The organism is Antarctobacter aquimaris, assembly GCF_900184945.1.
Classification (GTDB): Bacteria; Pseudomonadota; Alphaproteobacteria; order Rhodobacterales; family Rhodobacteraceae; genus Maliponia; species Maliponia aquimaris.
The window spans coordinates 313,283-334,559 of the sequence record NZ_FXYF01000001.1; the positions used below are offsets into that span (position 1 = coordinate 313,283).

A 21,277-nucleotide genomic window follows, 5' to 3' on the forward strand; every position below is an offset into this window, starting at 1 on the left:
GCGGCAGCAGGTACCACCGCAGCGCGCGCCTCACAATCCCGGAGACCGGATGCCCGACCCGCTGCCCGTGCTCCTTCTGACCCGGCCAAGGGACACCTCGGAGCGGTTCGCGCGGGTGCTGGAGGCGCGGGGCCAGCGGTTTCGCGCCGTTATTTCTCCGCTGTTCTCGATCGCGGTGCAGGGGCCTTTGCCCGATGCCTCGGCGATGCGTGGCCTGATCTTCACCTCCGCCAACGGGGTCGAGTCCTGGCGCGCGCTGGGCGGACGCACGGATCTGCCGGTCTGGTGTGTGGGCGACGCCACCGCCGCCGCCGCCCGGGCCGCCGGGATGACGGCGCAGAGCGCCGGAGGCACCGCCGACGACCTCGTCGCCTGGCTGTCGCGGTCGCGGCCGCCTGCACCGCTGTTGCACCTGCACGGCAGCAATGCGCGCGGCGCCGTCGCCGACCGGCTGACCGAGGCCGGTTTGCCCTGTACCTCGGCGGTGATCTACGACCAGCCCGCGCAGCCGCTGACCGCCGAAGCACACGCCGCGCTGGCCGGGATTGCGCCCGTCGTGGCCCCGGTGTTTTCGCCGCGCACGGGGAAATTGCTGGCAGATCAGCCGGTCAAAGCGCCTCTTCTTGTCGCGGCCATGAGTGAAGCTGTGGTCAAGGCGCTCGCATCCCTGCATAAACGGGAACTGAAAGTGGCCCTGCGGCCCGAGTCGGAGGCCATGACGGATGTCGTGTGCGATCTTCTCGACCGGGCGGCGACGGGCAAATATTGATCCGGTCCACTTGCCGGGACCGTAGAGGCTTGAGGGGGGTGTGACCACGTGGCGAAGTCGAAACAGGATAAGTCCGCAGACAAGGACACGGCCGAGGACAAGGTGCCGGAGGCCGAAACGCTGAACCCGGACACCCCGTCCGACACGCCCGAGACGGTCGCGGACGCGCCCGACACGCTGGCGGCGGAGGCTGATTCGATTGCCCCCGAGGACACGCCAGATGCGGCTGACCCCGCGGACATCCCGCCCGACAATGCGCCGGATGACGGCGCCGACGTGGCTTCGGCCGAGGCGGACGACACCCTGGGGGCCGACACGGTCCCGCCCGGAGCTTCGCCCGAGCCGGAGACCGAGCGCGCCGTATTTGCCGCCGCACCCGAGCCGCAGGTGATCCGCGAAACCGTGGTGCAGCGCAAGGGCGGCTTTGTGCCGATGCTGCTGGGCGGTGTCGTGGCCGCCGGCCTGGGCTATGTCGCAGGGGCCTATCCCGACCTGCCCTTCATGGCGCCCGCCGAGGCGGTCGAAGACCCCTTCGTGGCCGAAACCAACGCCGCGCTACTGGCTCAGGCCGAACAGATCGCGGCGCTGTCCGGGCGCGCCGACGAGACCGCCGCCGCCGTCGCCACCATCGACCTTGCGCCGATCACGGCGTCTGTGACCCAGATCCAGGGCGCGCTGGGCGAGATCGGCGCCACGGTCGATGCTCTGGACGCGTCGGTCGCCGGCCTGTCGGCGCAGTTGACCGCGCTGGATGCACGCCTGACCGAGGTCGAGAAACAGCCGCTCAAGGATGCCGTCGCGCCCGAGGCGATCGCCGCCTACGAACGCGAGATCGACGCGCTCAAGACCGACGTCGCCGCGCAGCAGGCCGCCATCGCCGCCGCGCAAAAGGCGCAGCTGGACACGCTCGAGGCGGCCCGGGCCGAGATCGAGGCCATCGCCGCCCGCGCCCGCCAGGCCGAGGCCAGCGCCAGCGATCGCGCCACGCTGGCCGCCAGCCGCGCCGCGCTGGCGGACCTGACCACGCGCGCCCGCGACGGCCGCCCCTATGCCGAGCCGCTGGCGGTGTTGACGGCGAACGGCGTCGCCGTGCCCGCCCCGCTGGCCGAGGGCGCGGCCGAGGGCCTGCCGACGACCGCGCAGCTGATCTCGACCTTTCCCGACGTTGCCCGCGGCGCCCTGACCGCCGCCCGCGCCGCTGGCGAAGGCGGGGCCGAGCCGGGGTCCGTCACCGGTTTCCTGCAGAGGCAACTGGGCGCTCGGTCGGTCACGCCGCGCGACGGCGACGATCCCGACGCGGTGCTGTCGCGCGCCGAGGCGGCGCTGCGCGGCGGCGACCTGGACACCACGCTGTCCGAGCTCGCCAGCCTGCCGGAGGCGGCACAAACCGTAATGTCCGATTGGGTGGCCCAGGCCCAGCTGCGGCGCGACGCGCTCGCCGCCGCGGCTGAACTCACCCAGGAACTGAACCAGGAATAAGGGTCCGAACCATGCTTTGGTCACTCATCAAGATCTTTGTGTTCGTCGCGCTGGTCGCGGCTCTGACCCTTGGCGCCGGCTACCTGCTCGAAAGCGAGGGTGGCGCGAAGATCACCGTCGCCGGGATGGAATACAACCTGGGGCCGCTGCAATCGGTCATCGCCGCGGTCATCATTGTGCTGCTGGTCTGGGTCTTCTTCAAGCTGTTCGGCCTGATCATCGCGACGCTGAAATTCATCAACGGCGACGACACCGCGCTCAGCCGCTACTTTGACCGCAACCGCGAACGCAAGGGCTACGAGGCGCTGTCCGAAGGCATGATGGCGCTGGCCTCCGGCGAAGGACGCCTGGCCATCGCCAAGGCGACCAAGGCCGAGAAATACCTGCACAAGCCCCAGCTGACCGACCTGATCACCGCCCAGGCGGCCGAGATGGTGGGCGACACCAAGAAGGCCGAGGAAGTCTACAAGCGCCTGCTCAAGGACGACGCCACACGTTTTGTCGGCATCCGCGGCATCATGAAGCAAAAGCTGGCCTCGGGCGACACCACCACCGCGCTGCAACTGGCCGAGCGCGCCTTTGCGATCAAGCCCAAGCACAGCGAGGTGCAGGACACGCTGCTCCAGCTTCAGGCCGAAAAGCACGACTGGGCCGGCGCGCGCAAGACGCTGGCCGCCAAGCTCAAGCACGGCACCCTGCCACGCGACGTCTACAGGCGCCGCGACGCGGTGCTGGCCTTGTCCGCCGCCACCGAGATCGACGACATCGAGGCCAGCGGCAAGGCCGCCGAGAGCGCGATCGAGGCCAACCGCGCCTCGCCCGACCTGGTGCCCGCCGCCGCCATCGCCGCCCGCGCCTTTTCCGAGCAGGGGCGCAAGCGCAACGCGATCAAGGTGCTCAAGAAGGCCTGGGAATCGCATCCGCACCCGGATCTTGCCGCGGCCTTTGCCGCCATCGAGCCGGACGAGACCCCCGAGGCCCGCGTCAACCGCTTCATCCAGCTGACCCGCATCCAGCCCGAGCACCGCGAGACGCGACTGCTGAAGGCCGAGTTGAACCTCGCGGCCGAGAACTTCCCCGAGGCGCGGCGTGCGCTGGGCGACCTTGTGGAAAAGGATCCGGATGCCCGCGTGCTGGCGATCATGGCGGCGATCGAAAAGGGCGAAGGCGCGCCGGACCGGGTGATCCGCGGCTGGCTGGCCAAGGCGCTGACCGCGCCGCGCGGCCCGCAGTGGGTCTGCGACAAGTGCAACACCATCCACGCCGAATGGCGGCCGATCTGCTCGAACTGCTCGGCCTTCGACACGCTCAGCTGGACGACACCGCCGCAGTCCGAGGTCGTTCTGCCCGCCGGGGCCAACATGCTGCCGCTGATCGTCGGCGCGCTGGAGGACAAGGCCTCCGACGCCAAGGAGGAAACCGCCGACATCATCGACATCGGTCCCAAGTCGACGTCCTCCACCGCGGCGGCCGGCGCGAGACCCGGCCGGCCCGAGCCGGAGGACGCCGAAGTCATCAACGTGGACCAACCTGCCCGGGAAGGCGCAAAATAACGCTTTTCCTCGCGCGGGCCGTTTGCTAATAGCCCGCGCACCAGTGCCGGTGTAGCTCAGCTGGTAGAGCACGTCATTCGTAATGATGGGGTCGGGGGTTCGAGTCCCTTCACCGGCACCACTTCTCCCGGAAAGCCCTTGGCGCTTCCCTCTCGGGGGCCCGACACGGCGCTGGTCTCAGCGGACATGGGCGGCCACGTGCCCTTTTTGCCCGCGCGTCGCGGCCCTCTCTCTCCGCCGCCGCCGTCTAAGACCTTAGGACAAGTGTGGCGCCACCTTGCCTTTGCTAGGATCATCTGACACGACTTCAGGCGGTTCAGGGGAGGGGAGCGTTGCCAGAGCCAGACCATCATCGGCGTTTCGCCTCCGCGCTGATCGTCGATGATCATCCGCTGTTCTGCGACGCGCTTGCCATGACGCTCAAGACCGTCGCCGGGATCGAGGAGATCGAGACCGCCAGCCTGCTGTCGGACGCGCTGGACGCGCTGGACGAAGGCGCGCACCCGGATGTCATCGTACTGGACCTCAACCTGCCCGACGTGAACGGGCTGGACGGGCTGATCCGGCTCAAGACCGCCGCCGGGGGCACGCCGGTCGTGGTCGTTTCGTCGATGGCGGACAACCGGATGGTCAGTTCGGTCATGCGGGCGGGCGCGCGCGGCTTTGTCCCCAAGCACAGCCAGCGCGGCATCTTCCGCCAGGCCTTTGACGCGCTGTCGCGCAACGAGGTGTTCCTGCCCGAGGGATTCGTCGACGTGGCCGACGCCGGCTTTCCCGGCGACACGCCGGACGACGCGGTGTCGCGGCTGTCGACGCTGACCAACCAGCAGGCGCGGATCCTGCAACTGATCTGCGAGGGCAAGCTGAACAAGCAGATCGCCTATGACCTGTCGATCGCCGAAACCACGGTCAAGGCGCATGTCACCGCCATCATGCGCAAGCTGGGCGTCCAGAGCCGGACGCAGGCCGTCCTGCTGGCCGGTGAGGCGAGCTTTTCGAACCTCTTGCCAAAACAGGCCGACCCTTCATAATCGCCCTCCAGACATAAGGGAAAATCCCGGGGAGGAGACCCGATGGACGGAAACGGCACTCCGTCCGCGGGCGGCGTCTGGGACGACGCCATACTGCGGACCGCCTGCGTCGATCTCGACGCGCCGGACCCGATCGACACGCTCGTGGATGCGCTGGGAACCGGGCCTTTCGCGCTCGTCGCGCTGTTTTGCAGCCCCACTGCGCGCTTTCCGGACCTGATCGCCCAGGCGCAGGCCCGGCTGGCCGGGGCGCAGGTGATGGCCTGCACCACCGCCGGAGAGATCGCCATGGGCGCCGGCTATTGCGAGGGCACCCTGGTGGCCGTCGCGCTGCCGTGCCTCTGCTTCGAGGCCGAGGTGCTGCTGTTCGATGATCTGGACCACTTCACCAGCGAGGATCTTGTCGAACGGACGATCCGTGTCCGCGCCGGGCTGACCGACCGCGCGCCGGACATGCCGCATGAATTCGCTTTCCTGATGGTCGACGGGCTGTCGATGCAGGAGGACAAGCTGGCCTCGTCTTTGACGGCGGGACTGGGGGCGACCCAGCTGTTCGGCGGGTCGGCCGGGGACGGGGTGCGGTTCGAACACACCTATGTCGGGCTGAACGGGCAGGTGCACGAACGCGCCGCGGTGCTGGCGCTGGTGCGCAGCCGCTGCCGGGTGCGCGTGTTCACGCTCAATCATTTCACCCCCACCGATCTGCGCATGGTGGTGACCAGTGCCGACCCCTCGCGCCGCCTCGTCCACCAGATCAACGCCGAACCGGCCGCGCGCGAACTGGGGCGCCTGCTGGGCAAGGACCCGAACCAGATCGACACCTTCACCTTTGCCGACAATCCGATGGTGGTTCGGCTGGGCGGCAGCCACCATGTCCGCGCCATCAAGCGTGTGACCGAAGACGGCGACCTGGAGTTCTTTTCCGCCATCGACGAAGGGCTGGTGCTGACCCTGGCCGAGGCCGCCCCGATCACCGAACACCTGGACGCCGAACTGTCCAAGCTGTCGGCCAACGGCGCGCCGGCGGCGATCCTTGCCTGCGACTGTGTCCTGCGGCGGATCGAGGCCGAGAAGAAACAGCAGAAACGCGGGCTGGACACGGTGCTGGCGCGGCACCGGGTGACCGGCTTTTCGACCTACGGCGAACAGATCAACGGCATGCATGTCAACCAGACCATGACCGGCGTGGCGATCTACCCCCCGGACGGTGGACCGTGCAAAGAGACATGACGCACTACCTGATCGACCCGGCCGACCCGGTCGAGCGGCAGAACGAAAAGCTGCTGCAGATCTCCGAAGCGCTGATGCGCCGCGTCGAGCAGTACACCGACCAGACCGGCGCCGCCTATGCGCAGTTCGAACGTGCCGCCATGCTCGAGGACCAGGTCCGCACCCGCACGCGGGACCTGGAATACACGCTGGACCTGCTGAACCAGTCGAACGCTGCGCTGGCCAAGGCCAAGCACGAGGCCGAGGACGCGCGCAAGAACCTGGCCAATGCCATCGAGGCGGTGCACGAGGGCTTTGCCCTGTTCGACCAGCGCGACAAACTGGTGATGTGGAACAGCCGCTTCAGCCGGCAGCTGCACGACGTGCAGAAGACCCTGACCGTCGGCCTGCCCTTCGATGTATTCGTCCAGGAGGTCAGCCGCAGCCGCTTTCTGGAACTGCCGGAACACGTCACCGCCGACCAGTGGGCGGAACAGCGGCGGCGGCGGCACAAGGACCAGCACGCGATCTTCAACGTGCGGCTGGTCTGGGACCGCTGGATCCAGGTCAGCGAACATCGCACGCCGGACGGCGGCACCGTGGTGTTGCAGACCGACGTGACCGACATCATGCGGCTGGAGCGGCAGGAGCGCGACAAGCTGCTGGACACCCAGGCGCGGATGCTGCGGGCGACGCTGGACCACCTCAACCAGGGGGTCTGCATCTTTGACCGCGATGCGCGGCTGGTCGGCTGGAACACCAAGACTGCCGAGATGCTGTCGCTGCCGGTGGCGATCCTGCGCATCGGCGTCAGCTTCAGCCGGCTGATCGAGGAACTGGAAGCACGCTTTCGCGCCGACACCATCACCGCGCAGGACCTGCGCGACCTCGCCTACCAGGAGGGCGGGCGCAAGCCGCTGCGCTTCGAGATCCACACCCGCACCGGCGTCACGCTGGACGTCTTTGCCCAGGAGATGCCCGACCGCGGCTTTGTGATCTCGTTCACCGACGTGTCGGCGGAACGGCAGGCGGCGCGGGCGTTGGCCGAGGCCAACGAACTGCTGGAACGGCGGGTGCTGGAACGCACGCTGGAACTGGAAGACGCGCTGGTCACGGCCGAGCGGGCGAATGCGTCCAAGTCGCGCTTTGTCGCGGCGGCCAGCCATGACCTGCTGCAACCGCTGTCGGCGGCCAAGCTCTACATGTCGGCGATCTCGGAAAGCGGCGACAGCGCCGAGACGGTGCAATCCGCCACCAAGGCGCTGAACGCGCTGGGCAGCGTCGAGTCGATCATCGACGCGCTGCTGGACATCTCCAAGCTGGATTCCGGGGCGGCCAGCCTCGATATCACTGCCGTTTCAATCGAACGGCTGTTCTCCGGCCTGCGCGACGAATTCGCGCCGATGGCCGCGCTCAAGGGGCTGGACCTCAAGATCCTGCCCGCCAGCGGCGCGGTGGCCAGCGACCCGGGCTTTCTGCGGCGCATCCTGCAGAACCTGATCGCCAACTCGATCCGCTATACCCAGAGCGGGCGGGTGCTGGTGGGCGTCCGGCGCCAGGGCGGATCGGTGCGTTTCGAAGTGCTGGACACCGGGCCGGGCATCGCCGAGGCCGACCAGGAGCGGATCTTTCGCGAGTTCGAGCGGCTGGACCGCCACGGCAGCGTGAGCGAGGGGCTGGGCCTGGGCCTTGCCATCGTCGAACGGGCCTGCGCGCAGCTGCATCACCCGCTGGGGGTCAGCTCGGTCGTGGGCAAGGGCACGCGCTTTTTCTTCAGCGCGCAGCGGGTGGACGGGCAGAAGCCGGTGACAACGCTGCCCAAGGCGCCGGTGTCGCGGCAGCGGTTGCTGGACAGCGGGCTGATCGTGCTGCTGGTGGAAAACGACGAGGAACTGCGCCGCGCGCTGGGCCTGCTGATCGAACGCTGGGGTGGCAGCGTGCTGGACGCCGGCAGCGTCGAGGAGGCGCAGGCGCTGCTGCACGACATCGGCATCCTGCCGGATGTGCTGCTGGCCGATTACCACCTGGGCAAGGGGCAGACCGGCGTGGACCTGGTGCGGCAGTTGCGCGCCCGCAATGCCGGGCTGCCGGCGCGGGTGATGTCGGCGGACCGCTCATCCGATCTCCAGGCGCTGTGCGAGCAGGTGCAGGTGGGCCTGATGACCAAGCCGATCGACACCGAGGCACTGGAGGTTTTTCTCTACACCGCCGCCATGCGCAGCGGGCTGCCGACGCAGTAGGCGCCCGCTATGGCAGAGCCACCGCCTGCCCCTCGGCCAGGTCGGCGCGCAGGTCGGTGACCAGCAGCCGCCCGTCGCCGCCGGGAATACGGGCAATGGTTTCCCGCGTGCCCAGGTGCAGGATCTCGACCGCGACGGCCTGCAAGGTCATCGCGGATTCGTCGACCAGGTAGACGCGGTCGTCATCGGTCAGCGCCCCGGTGGGGATCTCGTAGGTGTCGTCGCCGGTCTCCAGCAGCGCCTCGACCTCGACCGCCTCGTTCAGGAACAGGTCCGGCGCGCAGGCCGTGTCCACCGCGATGGTCGCCTTGACGAACTGGTTTTCCAGGTCGGCCTCGGTGTCGAAACGGGTGATGGTGCCGCCGCAGGTCTGGCCGTTGACGCGGGTGACCTGCACCGCGGTGCCGCGGGTGATGCCGGTGGGGCCGGTTTCGGCCAGCCGCCGGATCAGGATGAATACCTCGACCGATTTCTCCGAGGGCGCGTAGATCTGTGCCGCGCGCTCGCCTTCCTGCACGCAGTCGCCCACATTGGTGTCAAAGCCCACCAGCACCCCGTCAAAGGGCGCGGTCAGCACCAGCATCTCCAGCGACAGTTGCGCGGTCTGCACGTCCAGCTTGCCGATCTCGTGGGCGATCTCGGCGCGGCGCTTGGCGGCCTCGGCGGTGGCGATGGCCTCCTGCGCCCGATCGGCGGCAAAGCGCGCGTCCATGAAACGGCGCTCGACCCCCTCCATCGTCGTCTCGTTGATCAGGCCGCGGCCCAGCATGGTGCTGTTGCGCTCGTACTCGGCCTTGGTCAGGTCCAGTTCCTGGCGGCGGCGCGTGTCGTCGGCGGTGGCGGACTGGATCGCCAGTTCGCGTTCCAGCACCTGGGCCTCCAGTTCGGCCAGCCGCGCCTCGGCGGTGCGCAGCGCCAGCATCGTGCGCTTGTCGTCCAGCCGCACCAGCACCTGCCCGGCGCTGGCCACCCGCTCGCGCTTGGCCTCTTCCGATACCTCGATGACGCAGCCGCGCGCCTCGTAGGACAGCCCGGCGATGTTGCTGGCCTGCACGGTGCCAAAGAAGGTGTCCGAGGCCATGACCTTTTCGGCCTTCAGGCGCTGTGTCTCGACCGGGACGGCCTGCGCCAGTGCCGCGCTGACCGGCATCGCCAGCGCCAGCGCCAGCAGCGCGCCCAGGCGGCGGGTGCGCGGCCGCGTCGTGCTGAGGGTTTGCGGTGTCATGGTGGTTTCTCTTCTCCCTGTCGCGCGTCGGAAATGCGCCCGTGCCCGACATACCATAGGCCCGGATCAGTGTTTGTCTCGGGTTTCCCGCCGACTCCGCGGTGGATTTCACGGCAGCGTGACGCGCCTTGGCGGTTGTCAAAGCGGCCAATCCGGGGTGCAGTTGTGGACATGGCATCGGCGGGGACACAGGCACATGATGGATATCAAGCAGATGGAGGTGTTCGAGGCAATCATGCGGTCCGGCACCGTGTCGGCCGCCGCGCGCGAACTGGGCATGACGCAATCGGCCGTCAGCCGCATCCTCGCCCGGTTCGAGACGGAGATCGGGTATGAGCTGTTCCAGCGCACCAACGGCCGGCTGGCATCGACCAGCCGCGCCGAAGCGGTGCTGGTGCATGTGCGCGAGGTGCTGGCCTCGGTCGCCGGGCTGCGCGACATGCGGGCCGATGCGGTCACCCGGCGCGAGGACCTGCTGCGCTTTGTCACCGTGCCCAGCCTGGCCCATGCGCTGCTGCCTTCGGTCCTGAGCGCCTACCTGGAGCGGCGGCCCGGCACGCGCTACGCCTTTGACGTGCGCACCACCGAAAACGCCGTGGAGGCGACGGTGCGGCGGCAGGCGGATTTTGCCATTGTGGCGCTGCCGGTCTCGCATCCGACGCTGACGGTCACGCCGCTGTACCGCTCCACCAGCTGCTGCATCCTGCGCCGCGATCACCCGCTGGCCACGCGCGACAGGATCACCGCGCGCGACCTGCGCGACGAACGGCTGATCTTTCTTCACCGCCGCCAGCCGACCCGCAAGCTGATCGAAGAGGCCTTTGCCCGCGCCGGCGTGCTGCCCAACATCGCGATCGAGACGGCCAACGTCATCACCGCCTGCCGCTGCACCGCGCGCGGCCTGGGCATCAGCGTGGTCAACGGGCTGATGGCCAGCTACGCCAGCGACGAGGACCTGGTGATCCTGCCGTTCGAGCCGCGCATTCACCACACGCTGGCCTTTGTCGAACCCACCGGGCGCGACCGGCCCGATCACATCTGGGAGTTCCTCGACTGCCTGGCCGAGGACATCCGCGACACGGCGGCGCGGCGCGGGGTGGTGGCGGTGGACCTGCGGCAGGGGCATTCCGATCCGGAATAGGGTCAGTCCCAAGCCTAATAAGATTGTGCCGCCCCTTGCCAGCGTCGACAGTCGCAGCATCAACAGGGAGCATAATCCATGAAACAGATGTCCACCGCCCTTGCGGCGCTGGTGGCGACGGCCATTTCCGCCCAGCCCCTTGCGGCGCAGTCGCTGACCGCCGGTTTCGCCTCGGAACCCAGCTCGGTCGATCCGCTGTACCACAACCTTGGTCCCAACAACGCCACCCGCAAGCACATGTTCGAATCGCTGGTCGGCGAGGACGAGAACCTGGGCATCGTGGCCGAGCTGGCCGAAAGCTGGGAAACCTCGGACGACGGGCTGACCTGGACCTTCAAGCTGCGGCCGGGGGTCAAGTTCCACGACGGCGGCGATTTCACCGCGCGCGACGTGCTGTATACCGCCTGCCGCATTCCGAACGTGCCGAATTCGCCCTCGTCCATGGCCGGTTTCATCAAGTCGGCCGAGACGATCACCGCGCCGGACGACATGACGATCCAGATCACCACCGCCGCGCCCTACCCGCTGCTGCTGACGGATTTCGCCAGCTTCGGCATCGTCTCGGCTGCGGCCAATGGCCATGACGGTCCGGTGACCTACACCGCCGAGGGCTGCCCGGGCATCGACAGCTACCTCGATTCGAACGCCTACAACGACGGCACAGCGACGATCGGCACCGGGCCGTACAAGTTCGTCAGCTTCACCCCCGGCGAAAGCGTCAAGCTGGCGCGCTTTGACGACTACTGGGGCGACAAACCGCACTGGGAGGACATCACCATCCGCCCGATCACCAACGACGGCGCGCGTGTCGCGGCGCTGCTGGCGGGTGACGTGGACGTGATCGAAAAACCCCCGGTGCAGGATCTCGAGCGGCTGCGCGGCGATCCCAACGTCAACGTCGTGCAGGGCCCATCGAGCCGGGTGATCTACCTGCACTTCGACCACGTTGGCGAACCGTCGCCCGGGATCGACGGCACCGACGGCAAGAATCCCCTGAAGGACGTGCGCGTGCGACAGGCGATTTCGCTGGCGATCAACCGGCCGCTCATCGTCGACCGCATCATGGGCGGCCTCGCCGTGCCGGCGCGCCAGCTGGTGCCCGACTTCATGCGCGGCACCGACCCCGACATCGCGCTGGAAGAGCCGGATGTCGAAAAGGCCAAGGCGCTGCTGGCCGAGGCGGGGTATCCCGACGGCTTTACCCTGGTGATCGGCACGCCGAACGACCGCTACATCAACGACAGCAAGATCGCGCAGGCGGTGGCGCAGATGCTGACCCGCATCGGCATCAAGACGGAGGTCGACGCGATGACGGCCTCGGTCTTCTTCTCGCGGCGCAACGCCTACGAGTTCTCGGTCTACCTGGCGGGCTGGGGCGCGTCGGGGGCGGGCATGGCCTCGCCGCTGCGGGCGCTGGTCGCCTCGCAGGACAAGGACAAGGGCCTGGGTGGCACCAACCGCGGGCGCTATTCCAACCCGGACCTGGATGCGGTGATCGAAGAGGCGCTGGCCACGGTCGAGCCGGGCAAGCACGACGAACTGCTGCGCAAGGCGTCGCGGATCGTGGTCGATGACGTGGCGATCCTGCCGTTGCACTTCGAGGTGACACCCTGGGCGCTGCGGGCCGGTCTGACCATGCTGCCGCGCGCCGACCAGCACACGGTGCTGACCACGGTGCGGCCGATCGAGTGACCGGCGGCGGCGGCCGGGGGTCCCTCACCCGGCTGCCGCGTCCATGATCGACGGGGTTGGGGGCGCTGCCCCCGCCCCGGATCAAGTCCGGGGCTCCCCCGGGGGATTTTTCCAGAGAAGAAACCCGGAAAGGCCGGTTTGCCCCGATGACAGCCTATCTGATCCGCCGTCTTGGCCAGGCGCTTGTCGTCATGGCGGTCATGGCGACCATCGTGTTCTTTGGCCTCTACACCGTGGGCAACCCGGTGGACCTGCTGATCAACCCCGAGGACGACCTGGCCGCGCAGGAGGCGGCGATGGCTCGGCTGGGGCTGGACAAGCCGATCCACGTGCAGTTCGGCTATTTCCTGTCGGGGCTGGTGCAGGGCGACCTGGGCACCTCCTTTGTGCACAACCGTCCGGCGCTGGACCTGATCCTGTCGCGGCTGCCGGCAACGCTGGAGCTGGCCTTCCTGGCGATGATCCTGGCGGTGCTGCTGGGCGTGCCGCTGGGCATGATGGCGGGGCTGCGGCCCAACGCGCCGTCCAGCCGGGTGATCATGGCGGCCTCGGTCGTGGGTTTTTCGACGCCGAATTTCTGGCAGGGGCTGATGCTGATCATGCTGTTTGCCGTATTCTGGGGCGTGCTGCCCGCCGGCGGGCGTGGCGACACGGTGGACGTCTTCGGCATTCCCGTCAGTTTCCTGACCTGGGACGGGCTGAGCCACCTGATCCTGCCGGCGCTGAACCTGGCGATCTACAAGATGTCGCTGGTGATCCGGCTGGCGCGGGCGGGGACTGCCGAAGTCGCCTTGCAGGACTATGTGAAATACGCCCGCGCGCGCGGGCTGTCGCCGACCCGGGTGGTGGGGGTGCATGTGCTCAAGAACATCCTGATCCCGGTGGTGACGGTGCTGGGGCTGGAGACCGGCAACGTGATCGCCTTTGCCGTGGTGACGGAAACGGTCTTTGCCTGGCCCGGCATCGGCAAGCTCTTGATCGATTCCATCGGGCTGCTGGACCGGCCCGTGGTGGTCGCCTACCTGATGCTGACCGTCTTCCTGTTTGTCATGATCAACTTTGCCGTGGACGTGGCCTATTCGCTGCTGGATCCGCGCGTGCGGGTGAAGGGGGGTGGAAAATGAGCGTGGCCGAGGCCAGCCCCGCCGCCCGCTTTGCCGGCGATTTTCTCAAGAGCCCGGTCGCGGTGGCCGCCGCCATCGGCCTGCTGGTCATCGTGCTGTCGGCTGTTTTTGCGGGCTACGTCACGCCGCAGAACCCCTATGACCTGATGCAGATCGACATCCTGGACGGATCGCTTCCACCGGGGACCGAGGGCTTTGCCGGCAACACCTACCTGCTGGGCACCGACGAGCAGGGGCGCGACATGTTCTCGGCCATGATCTACGGGCTGCGCATCTCGCTTTTGGTGAGCTTCATCGCCGTGGGATCGGCCGTGTTGATCGGGCTGACGCTGGGCCTGCTGGCGGCCTGGCGCGGTGGCTGGATCGAGACGGTGATCATGCGGGTGGTGGACATCCAGCTGAGCTTTCCGGCGCTGCTGGTGGCGCTTCTCTTGCTGGCGGCGCTGGGCAAGGGCGTGGACAAGGTGATCCTGGCGCTGATCCTGGTGCAATGGGCCTATTTCGCGCGCACGGTGCGGGGTGCCGCGCTGGTCGAGATCCGCAAGGATTACGTGGTGGCGGCGCGCTCATTGGCCCTGCCGGGATGGCGCATCCTGTTCGGGCACCTGCTGCCCAACGTGCTGCCGCCGGTGATCGTGATCGCCACGGTGCAGGTGGCCAACGCCATCGCCATCGAGGCTTCGCTCTCGTTTCTGGGTGTCGGCGTGCCGATCACCGAACCGTCGCTGGGCCTGCTCATTGCCAACGGCTTCGATTACCTGCTGTCGGGGCGGTACTGGATCAGCTTCTACCCGGGCGTCGCCCTGCTGATCACGCTGGTCTGCATCAATGTCGTCGGCGACCACGTCCGCGACATCCTGAACCCGAGGATGCAGCGATGAGCGCGCCGGTGCTGTCGGTCAAGAACCTGGTGACCGAGTTCGAGACCCGCGCCGGGACGGTGCGGGCGGTGAACGACGTGTCGTTTGACGTCGGCCCCGGCGAGGTGCTGGGGCTGGTGGGCGAGAGCGGCTCGGGCAAGACGATCACCGGGTTTTCCATCCTGGGGCTGATCGACCCGCCGGGGGTGATCCGGTCGGGTCAGGTGCTGCTCAAGGGGCAGGACCTGCGCGGGCTGGGGCCGGAGGCGCTGCGCCGGCTGCGCGGCGACCGCATCGCCATGATCTTTCAGGACCCGATGATGACGCTGAACCCGGTGCTGCGCGTCGACACCCAGCTGATCGAGACGATCCGCGCGCACCGCGACGTGTCCAAGGCGCGTGCCCGCGAGATGGCGCGCGACGCGCTGGCGCAGGTGGGCATCCCCGCCCCGGACGAGAGGCTGCGCGCCTACCCGCACGAGATGTCGGGCGGGATGCGGCAGCGCGTGGTGATCGCCGCTGCGCTGATGCTGGAGCCCGACCTGATCATCGCCGATGAGCCGACGACGGCGCTGGACGTGACGATCCAGAGCCAGATCCTCTACGAGATGCAAAAGCTGATGGCCGAGCGCGACACCGCGCTGATCTGGATCACCCATGACCTGACGGTGGTGGCCGGTCTCGCGCAGCGGGTGGCGGTGATGTATGCTGGACGGATCGTCGAGATCGGGCCGGTGGACGCGCTGCTGGACGCCCCGGCGCATCCCTACACGCGGGGTCTGATCTCCTCGATCCCCTCGGCGACGGCGCGCGGCCAGCGGCTGAACCCGATCAAGGGCATGACGCCCAGCCTGCTGAACCTGCCCACGGGTTGCGCCTTTGCCCCCCGCTGCGCCTATGCGGATGCCGCCTGCGGCACGGTGCCCGGCATGGTGGAGACGGGCGGCGGGCGCGCGCTGCGCTGTCATCACCCGCTGGAGGGCGTGGCATGACGGCGCTCCTGTCGCTGCACGAGATCAGCCAGACCTACGTCAACAGCCCCGATTTCGCCGAGCGGATGGCCGGGCTGATCGGCGCGGGCCGCGCCGAGACCCGCGTGCACGCCGTCGACCGCGTGAGTTTCGACATCGCCCCGGGCGAGGTGCTGGGGCTGGTGGGCGAATCCGGCTGCGGGAAATCCACGCTGGGGCGCATGGTGGCCGGGGTCGAGTCGCCCAGCGGCGGGTCGCTGTCCTACCTGGGCGCGCGGCTGGAGGACATGAGCCCGGCCCAGCGCCGGGCCTGGCAGCTTCAGGTTCAGATGATCTTTCAGGATCCCTTCGCCTCGCTCAATCCGCGGATGCGGGTGGAAAAGATCGTCGGTGAGGCGCCGGTGGCGCACGGACTGATCCGCGCGTCCGAGCGGCGCGATTACGTGGCGGACCTGCTGGGCAAGGTCGGGCTGTCGCCGGACGTGATGACGCGCTATCCGCACCAGTTTTCCGGCGGGCAGCGGCAGCGGGTGGGCATCGCGCGGGCTTTGGCGCTGAAGCCGCGCCTGATCGTCTGCGACGAGGCGATCTCTGCGCTCGACGTGTCGATCCAGGCGCAGGTGCTGAACCTGTTCGAGGACCTGCGGGCCGAGTTCGGCTTTGCCTACCTCTTCATCAGCCATGACCTGGGCGCGGTGGCGCATGTGGCCGACCGGGTGGCGATCATGTACCTGGGCCGGCTGGTCGAGATCGGCACAGCGGACGAGGTGTTTTCCGACCCGCGCCACCCCTACACCCGCGTCCTGCTGGACGAGGCCCCCCGTCTGGACCGCCGCGCGCAGGACTACACCCCGATCAAGGGCGAGATCCCTTCGCCGCTGAACCCACCTTCGGGCTGCGCCTTTCACCCGCGCTGCCCGGTGGCCGCGCCCCTGTGTGCGCAGCGTTTGCCCGCGTTGAAGCCGGGACCTGAAGGACGGCTGGCTGCCTGCCTGCGCGCGACCGGGGAAGTGGCATGAGCGCGCTGCACCGCATCCTGCTGGGCGAGGTTCCGGCGGCAGAGCGCCGCGCCGAGTGGCTGGGGCTGCCTGGCTTCGGGTCTGTCGCTGATGCGTTGGCCGCGGCGCGCCCGGCGGGGCAGGCGCTGCACGCCTCGGGGCCGGGGTTTGCCATTGCCTGCGGGTCGCCCCACGCGGCGCGGATCGGGGCCGACCTGTTGCGCGCGGGTGGCAACGCGGCGGATGCGGCGGCAGGGGCGGCGCTGGCCATGATGGTGGCCGATCCGCCCAATGCCTCGCCCGCAGGACGCGCGCACATCTTGTATGCAGGTTGTGGACAAGAGGCGCGCGCCATTGACGGGGCGACTTTTGCACCTGCGACCCTGCCCGAGGGGGTGCACCACCTGCCCGATGCCCAATCGCTGCCCATTCCCGGCGCGGTGCGGGCGATCCTGCGGCTGAGCGCCGAGGCGGGCAGGCTGCCGCTGCGAGATGTTGTCGGTCCCGCGCGGGACCTTGCGCGGGAGGGGTTTGCCGTGCCGCCGGAGCTGGCGCGGATCTGGGCCTGGCGCGCGCCCGAGCTGCGCGACCCGGACGCACGGCGCTGCTACCTGCCCGGCGGCCGCGCGCCCAAGGCGGGTGAGACCTTTGCCCAGCCGGGGCTGGCCGGGTTCTTCGATCACCTGATCGAGACCGGCCATGACCCCTTTGCCGACCCGGACTATGCCGGGGCCTTTGCCGCGCGCATGGCCGACAAGGGCGCGTTCTGGACCGCCGAGGACCTGCTCTCCGCCGACCCGCCGGAGGGGGAGACGGTGACGCTGGACCGCGATGGCTGGCGGCTGACCAGCATCGGGCGGCAGGGCTGGGGCCATACGCTGCTGCGCATCGCCGGGCTGAGCGCGCAGCGCACCGGCGATCTGCTGGAGGCCGCTCTTGCGCACCTGCTGGCGATCCTGCGCGCCTTCGAGGAGCGACCCGAGCACCTGCGCTCGCTCAGCCCCTTGCCCGATCCGCTGCCCTGGGGGGACCTGGAATCGCGTCTGCGTGACCCGCTGCCCGGCCTGGCCGAGACCCCGCGCGAACTGCACGCGGCGGTGAGCCGCCTCAGTGCGTCCCATGCCGAGGACCGCGACACCACCCACCTGTCGGTGATCGACGGGGACGGGATGCGCGTGGCGCTGACGCAGTCCATCGGCCCGCATTTCGGCGCGCGGGTGGCCGACCCCGACACCGGCATCCTGATCGCCCATTCCTACCGCATGGCCGAGGCTCCCGCCCCCGGCGCGCGCGACGTCACCGAACAGTGCCCCTGCCTGCTGGACATCGGCGCGGCGCGCTACGCGCTGGGCGGCGCGGGCAGCGAGCGGATCCCGGGCGCCGTCACAGCGGTGATCTGCGGGCTGCTGGAGGGGCGGGGCCTGCGTGACGCGATCTGCGCGCCGCGCGTCAACTGGGTCGGCGACACGGTGCGCGCCCATGTCGATGCCCCACGCGGGCTGGAACAGCGGCTGGCCGCAGCAGGCGCGCCGCTCAGCTTTACCGGGCGCGGGCCGGTGGACCACCTCGGGATCGTGCAGGCGGCGGGCCGTCGCGCGGATGGCACCTGTGAGGCCGCCGCCGACCCTGCCTATTCCGGCGCGGCACTCGCCGGCTGAAACAAGGAGAACCCCATGCAGAACGCCAACCCCCTCTGGGAACTCGTCGATGCCCGCAAGGATCGCTTCATCGACCTGGCCGACCGGGTCTTTGACACGCCGGAAACGCTGTACCGCGAATACCGTTCGGTCGCCGAGCACCGGCAGGCGCTGCACGAGATGGGCTTTCGCGTCACCGAGGGACCTGCGGGCATCCCCACGGCGATCCTGGGAGAGGCGGGTGACGAAGGCCCGGTGATCGCCATCCTGGGCGAATACGACGCGCTGCCCGGCCTCAGCCAGGCGCCCGGCGTCGCCGAGCACAGGCCGCTGGAGCAGGGCGGCAACGGCCACGGCTGCGGCCACAACCTGCTGGGCGCGGCGGCCCTGCTGGCGGCGACGGCGGTCAAGGACTGGTTGGAGACGGCGGGCATCAAGGCCCGTGTGCGCTACTACGGCTGCCCCGCCGAAGAGGGCGGCGCGGCCAAGACCTACATGGTGCGCGAGGGGCTGTTCGACGACGTGACCGCCGCGATCAGCTGGCACCCGGCCACGTTTACCGCCGTGAACGAGGCGCGGTCGCTGGCGAACACGCGCATCGACTTTACCTTTCACGGCAAGGCGGCGCATGCGGCGGGTGCGCCGGAACTGGGCCGCAGCGCGCTTGACGCGGTCGAGCTGATGAACGTCGGCGTGAACTACATGCGCGAGCACATGCCCGACGATGCGCGTATACACTATGCATATCTCGATGCCGGCGGCGTCGCGCCCAACGTGGTGCAGGCCCGCGCCACGGTGCGCCAGCTGATCCGCGCGCGCCACCTGCCGGACCTCCAGGGGCTGGTGGCCCGCGTGCGCAAGATCGCCGAAGGGGCGTCGCTGATGACCGAAACGCGCGTCACCTCGCATGTCTATTCCGGCGTGTCGAACCTGCTGGGCAACCGCCCGCTGGAAGAGGCGATGCAGGCGGAACTCGAGCGGCTGGGGCCGGTCCCCTTCGACGAGGACGACCGCGCCTTTGCCCGCGAGATACAGAAGACGCTGACCCCGGAGGAGATCCGCGCCACCTTTCGCCGGATCGGCATGAAGCCGGACCCCTCGCTGGCGCTGTGCGACTTCATCGCGCCGCTGGATCGCACGCACGAGGGCGGCGATGGGTCGACCGACGTGGGCGATGTCAGCTGGGCGGTGCCGACGGTGCAGGCGCGGGTGACGACCTGCGCGGTGGGCACGCCGTTCCATACCTGGCAGACCGTGGCGCAGGGCAAGACGCCCGCCGCGCACAAGGGCATGGTCTACGCGGCCAAGGTCATGGCGGCCACGGCGCGCGCGGTCATGCAGAACCCCGCGCTGGCCGAGGCGGCGGCGCGGACCCACCGCGAGCACCTCAATGAGACGCCCTATGCCTGCCCGATCCCGCCCGAGATCACGCCGCCGGTGATGGTCGAGGACGGCTGAGGACGCCAGAGGACGGCTTTACCGCCGGCTCCGGCCGTTTATGGTGGCGTCGAGCCAGCCCCGCAGGAGATCCCGCATGACCCCGCAGACCGTGCCCGACGCCGTCTTTCACACGAGGGTGCGCAACCCCGAACTGGAAGGCGACAACCCCTTCGAATGGAAGGACGTCACCAGCAACGAGATCTTTGCCGGACGCCGCGTGGTGCTGTTTGCCCTGCCCGGCGCCTATACCCCGGCCTGTTCGGAAAGCCATCTGCCCGGGTATGAGCGCCTGCACGACGATTTCTGGGCACAGGAGGTCGACGAGGTGATCTGCCTGTCGGTCAACGATGCCTTTGTCATGTACCAGTGGGCCAAGGCGCTGGGCATCCAGAAGGTGCGGATGCTGCCCGACGGCAACGGCGAATTCACCCGCAAGATGGGGATGCTGGTGGACCGCTCCGCCACCGGCATGGGGATGCGCAGCTGGCGCTATTCGATGCTGGTCGAGGACCGGCAGATCGTGCAGCTGTTCGCCGAGCCGGGGTTTGGCGACAACCCGCCCGGCGTCCCGGTCAAGGTTTCGGGGGCCGAGACCATGCTGGACTACCTGCGCGCGGCGAAGTGACGCCTAGCGCGCGGCAATCGCCTGCGCGGCCTTGCGCACGGCGGCTTCGGTGAGGTCCAGGTCATCCTCGGTCAGGGCGAGCGAGGGGTAGAGCTTGCCCGGCGACTTGAACACGCCGTTTTCCCGCAGCGTGGCGTTCCAGAGGGCGCTGGCCTGCGGGTCGCGGTGCCGCGCGCTGCGGTAGTCGACCGGATCGGCGTCGGTGAAATACAGATCGAACAGCGTGGGGTCGCCGCAGACGCGGTACGCGATGCCGGCCTCTGTCAGCGCGGCGCTCTGCATGTCCATCAGCCGCTGGCCCAGGGCGCGCAGCCTGTCATACTGGCCGGGGCGGCGCAGCACTTCCATGGTCTTCAGCCCGGCCACGGCGGCCACCGGGTTGCCCGACAGCGTGCCCAGCTGCATCAGCCAGCGGTCGGCCCCCACCAAGGCCTTGTCGAAATGTGCCATGATCTCTGTGGATGCGCCCAGCGCGGCGAGGGGAAAGCCGCCGCCGATGATCTTGCCCAGGGTGACGATGTCCGGCACCACGCCATAGCGTTCCTGCGCGCCGCCATAGGCGAGGCGAAAGCCGGTCACGATCTCGTCGAAGATCAGCAGCACGCCGTGCCGGGTGCAGAGGTCGCGCAGGCCTTGCAGGTAGCCGGGGCGCGGCGGGATGATCCGTTGCAGCGGCTCCACGATGATGGCGGCGATGTCACCGTGTTCGGACAACAGGGAGGCGACGGCGTCGAGATCGTTGAACGGCGCGATCAGCATTTCGTCCGCCACGCCCTGCGGAATGCCGGCGCTGTCGGGGACAGGGGTCGGAAAGTTGACCTCGCGCGCGGGGGCGAGGCTCATCTGCGCCTCGGCGGACATGCCGTGGTAGCCGCCTTCGAACTTCAGGATCTTCGGCTTGCCGGTATAGGCGCGGGCAAGGCGCATCGCGTACATGTCCGCCTCGCCGCCCGAGGCGACAAAGCGCACCTGTTCGCAGCAGGGCACAGCGGCGACAATCGCCTCCGCCAGTTCGATCCCGCGCGCGTTGTTGGCGAAAAAGGTCATGCCAAGGGGCAGCTGTTCCAGCACCGCTTCCATGACCTCGGGGTGGCCGTGGCCCAGCAGCATGGGACCGGAGCCGATCAGGTAGTCGACATACTCGGTGCCGTCCTCATCCCAGACGCGCGATCCCTGGCCGCGTGCGATGACGATGCCGGGATCGAAGTTGCCAAAGCCGCCAGCGGGCAGCACGGCGCGGGCGCGGGCGATCCATTCGGCCTGGCTGTGCAGTCTGTTCATCG

At 68.9% G+C, this 21,277-nt stretch carries 17 protein-coding genes and 1 tRNA gene; 16 read left to right on the plus strand and 2 right to left on the minus strand.

Annotated elements, in window-relative coordinates; genetic code table 11:
• Positions 1–49: 49 nt before the first annotated feature.
• The 7 genes from MAA8898_RS01445 (at position 50) to MAA8898_RS01475 (ending at position 8,281) form a co-directional block, all read left to right on the plus strand.
• A complete protein-coding gene (locus MAA8898_RS01445; RefSeq protein ID WP_094019178.1) occupies positions 50–769 on the plus strand; it encodes a uroporphyrinogen-III synthase in 720 nt (239 codons plus the stop codon).
• Between the two features lie 48 nt (positions 770–817).
• Positions 818–2,248, plus strand: a complete 1,431-nt coding sequence (locus MAA8898_RS01450; protein WP_094019179.1) for a COG4223 family protein — start codon at positions 818–820, stop codon at positions 2,246–2,248.
• Between the two features lie 11 nt (positions 2,249–2,259).
• The gene (locus MAA8898_RS01455) at positions 2,260–3,801 is read left to right on the plus strand and encodes a heme biosynthesis protein HemY (RefSeq protein WP_094019180.1); all 1,542 of its coding nucleotides are present in this window, start codon (positions 2,260–2,262) and stop codon (positions 3,799–3,801) included.
• Between the two features lie 45 nt (positions 3,802–3,846).
• Positions 3,847–3,922, plus strand: a tRNA-Thr gene (locus MAA8898_RS01460).
• A gap of 211 nt (positions 3,923–4,133) precedes the next feature.
• Positions 4,134–4,832, plus strand: a complete 699-nt coding sequence (locus MAA8898_RS01465; RefSeq protein ID WP_281252783.1) for a response regulator — start codon at positions 4,134–4,136, stop codon at positions 4,830–4,832.
• Positions 4,833–4,874: 42 nt separating this feature from the next.
• Positions 4,875–6,062 (plus strand): FIST N-terminal domain-containing protein, encoded by a 1,188-nt coding sequence (locus MAA8898_RS01470; RefSeq protein ID WP_094019181.1) that lies wholly within the window; start codon positions 4,875–4,877, stop codon positions 6,060–6,062.
• Positions 6,059–8,281, plus strand: coding sequence for a PAS-domain containing protein (locus MAA8898_RS01475; protein WP_094019182.1), 2,223 nt, complete (start codon positions 6,059–6,061; stop codon positions 8,279–8,281). The genes MAA8898_RS01470 and MAA8898_RS01475 overlap by 4 nt, the downstream gene beginning before the upstream one ends.
• A 7-nt stretch (positions 8,282–8,288) precedes the next feature.
• Here MAA8898_RS01475 and MAA8898_RS01480 read toward each other — a convergent pair whose 3' ends face one another.
• Positions 8,289–9,506, minus strand: coding sequence for an efflux RND transporter periplasmic adaptor subunit (locus MAA8898_RS01480; protein WP_176445033.1), 1,218 nt, complete (start codon positions 9,504–9,506; stop codon positions 8,289–8,291).
• Positions 9,507–9,702: 196 nt separating this feature from the next.
• Between MAA8898_RS01480 and MAA8898_RS01485 the strand changes: the two genes are divergently transcribed.
• From MAA8898_RS01485 to MAA8898_RS01525, 9 genes are all read left to right on the plus strand, one after another.
• Positions 9,703–10,647, plus strand: coding sequence for a LysR family transcriptional regulator (locus tag MAA8898_RS01485; RefSeq protein ID WP_176445034.1), 945 nt, complete (start codon positions 9,703–9,705; stop codon positions 10,645–10,647).
• A gap of 78 nt (positions 10,648–10,725) precedes the next feature.
• Positions 10,726–12,339 carry an ABC transporter substrate-binding protein gene (locus MAA8898_RS01490; RefSeq protein WP_094019184.1) on the plus strand — a complete coding sequence of 538 codons (1,614 nt, stop codon included), beginning with the start codon at positions 10,726–10,728 and terminating at the stop codon, positions 12,337–12,339.
• A gap of 146 nt (positions 12,340–12,485) precedes the next feature.
• On the plus strand, positions 12,486–13,463 hold the full coding sequence (locus MAA8898_RS01495) for an ABC transporter permease (protein WP_094019185.1): 978 nt from the start codon (positions 12,486–12,488) through the stop codon (positions 13,461–13,463).
• Positions 13,460–14,344 carry an ABC transporter permease gene (locus MAA8898_RS01500; protein WP_094019186.1) on the plus strand — a complete coding sequence of 295 codons (885 nt, stop codon included), beginning with the start codon at positions 13,460–13,462 and terminating at the stop codon, positions 14,342–14,344. Before MAA8898_RS01495 ends, MAA8898_RS01500 begins: the two co-directional genes overlap by 4 nt.
• Positions 14,341–15,315: an ABC transporter ATP-binding protein gene (locus tag MAA8898_RS01505; RefSeq protein ID WP_094019187.1), complete on the plus strand. Its 975-nt coding sequence runs from the start codon at positions 14,341–14,343 to the stop codon at positions 15,313–15,315. The genes MAA8898_RS01500 and MAA8898_RS01505 overlap by 4 nt, the downstream gene beginning before the upstream one ends.
• Complete coding sequence (locus tag MAA8898_RS01510) at positions 15,312–16,313, plus strand: ABC transporter ATP-binding protein (RefSeq protein WP_094019188.1); 1,002 nt, start codon at positions 15,312–15,314, stop codon at positions 16,311–16,313. The genes MAA8898_RS01505 and MAA8898_RS01510 overlap by 4 nt, the downstream gene beginning before the upstream one ends.
• Complete coding sequence (locus tag MAA8898_RS01515; RefSeq protein ID WP_094019189.1) at positions 16,310–17,950, plus strand: gamma-glutamyltransferase; 1,641 nt, start codon at positions 16,310–16,312, stop codon at positions 17,948–17,950. Before MAA8898_RS01510 ends, MAA8898_RS01515 begins: the two co-directional genes overlap by 4 nt.
• A 15-nt stretch (positions 17,951–17,965) precedes the next feature.
• Positions 17,966–19,387: an amidohydrolase gene (locus MAA8898_RS01520; RefSeq protein ID WP_094019190.1), complete on the plus strand. Its 1,422-nt coding sequence runs from the start codon at positions 17,966–17,968 to the stop codon at positions 19,385–19,387.
• Between the two features lie 76 nt (positions 19,388–19,463).
• Positions 19,464–19,994 carry a peroxiredoxin gene (locus tag MAA8898_RS01525; protein ID WP_094019191.1) on the plus strand — a complete coding sequence of 177 codons (531 nt, stop codon included), beginning with the start codon at positions 19,464–19,466 and terminating at the stop codon, positions 19,992–19,994.
• A gap of 3 nt (positions 19,995–19,997) precedes the next feature.
• On the opposite strand, the gene MAA8898_RS01530 is transcribed toward MAA8898_RS01525, so the two are convergent.
• Positions 19,998–21,275, minus strand: coding sequence for an aspartate aminotransferase family protein (locus tag MAA8898_RS01530; protein ID WP_094019192.1), 1,278 nt, complete (start codon positions 21,273–21,275; stop codon positions 19,998–20,000).
• Positions 21,276–21,277 lie beyond the last annotated feature (2 nt).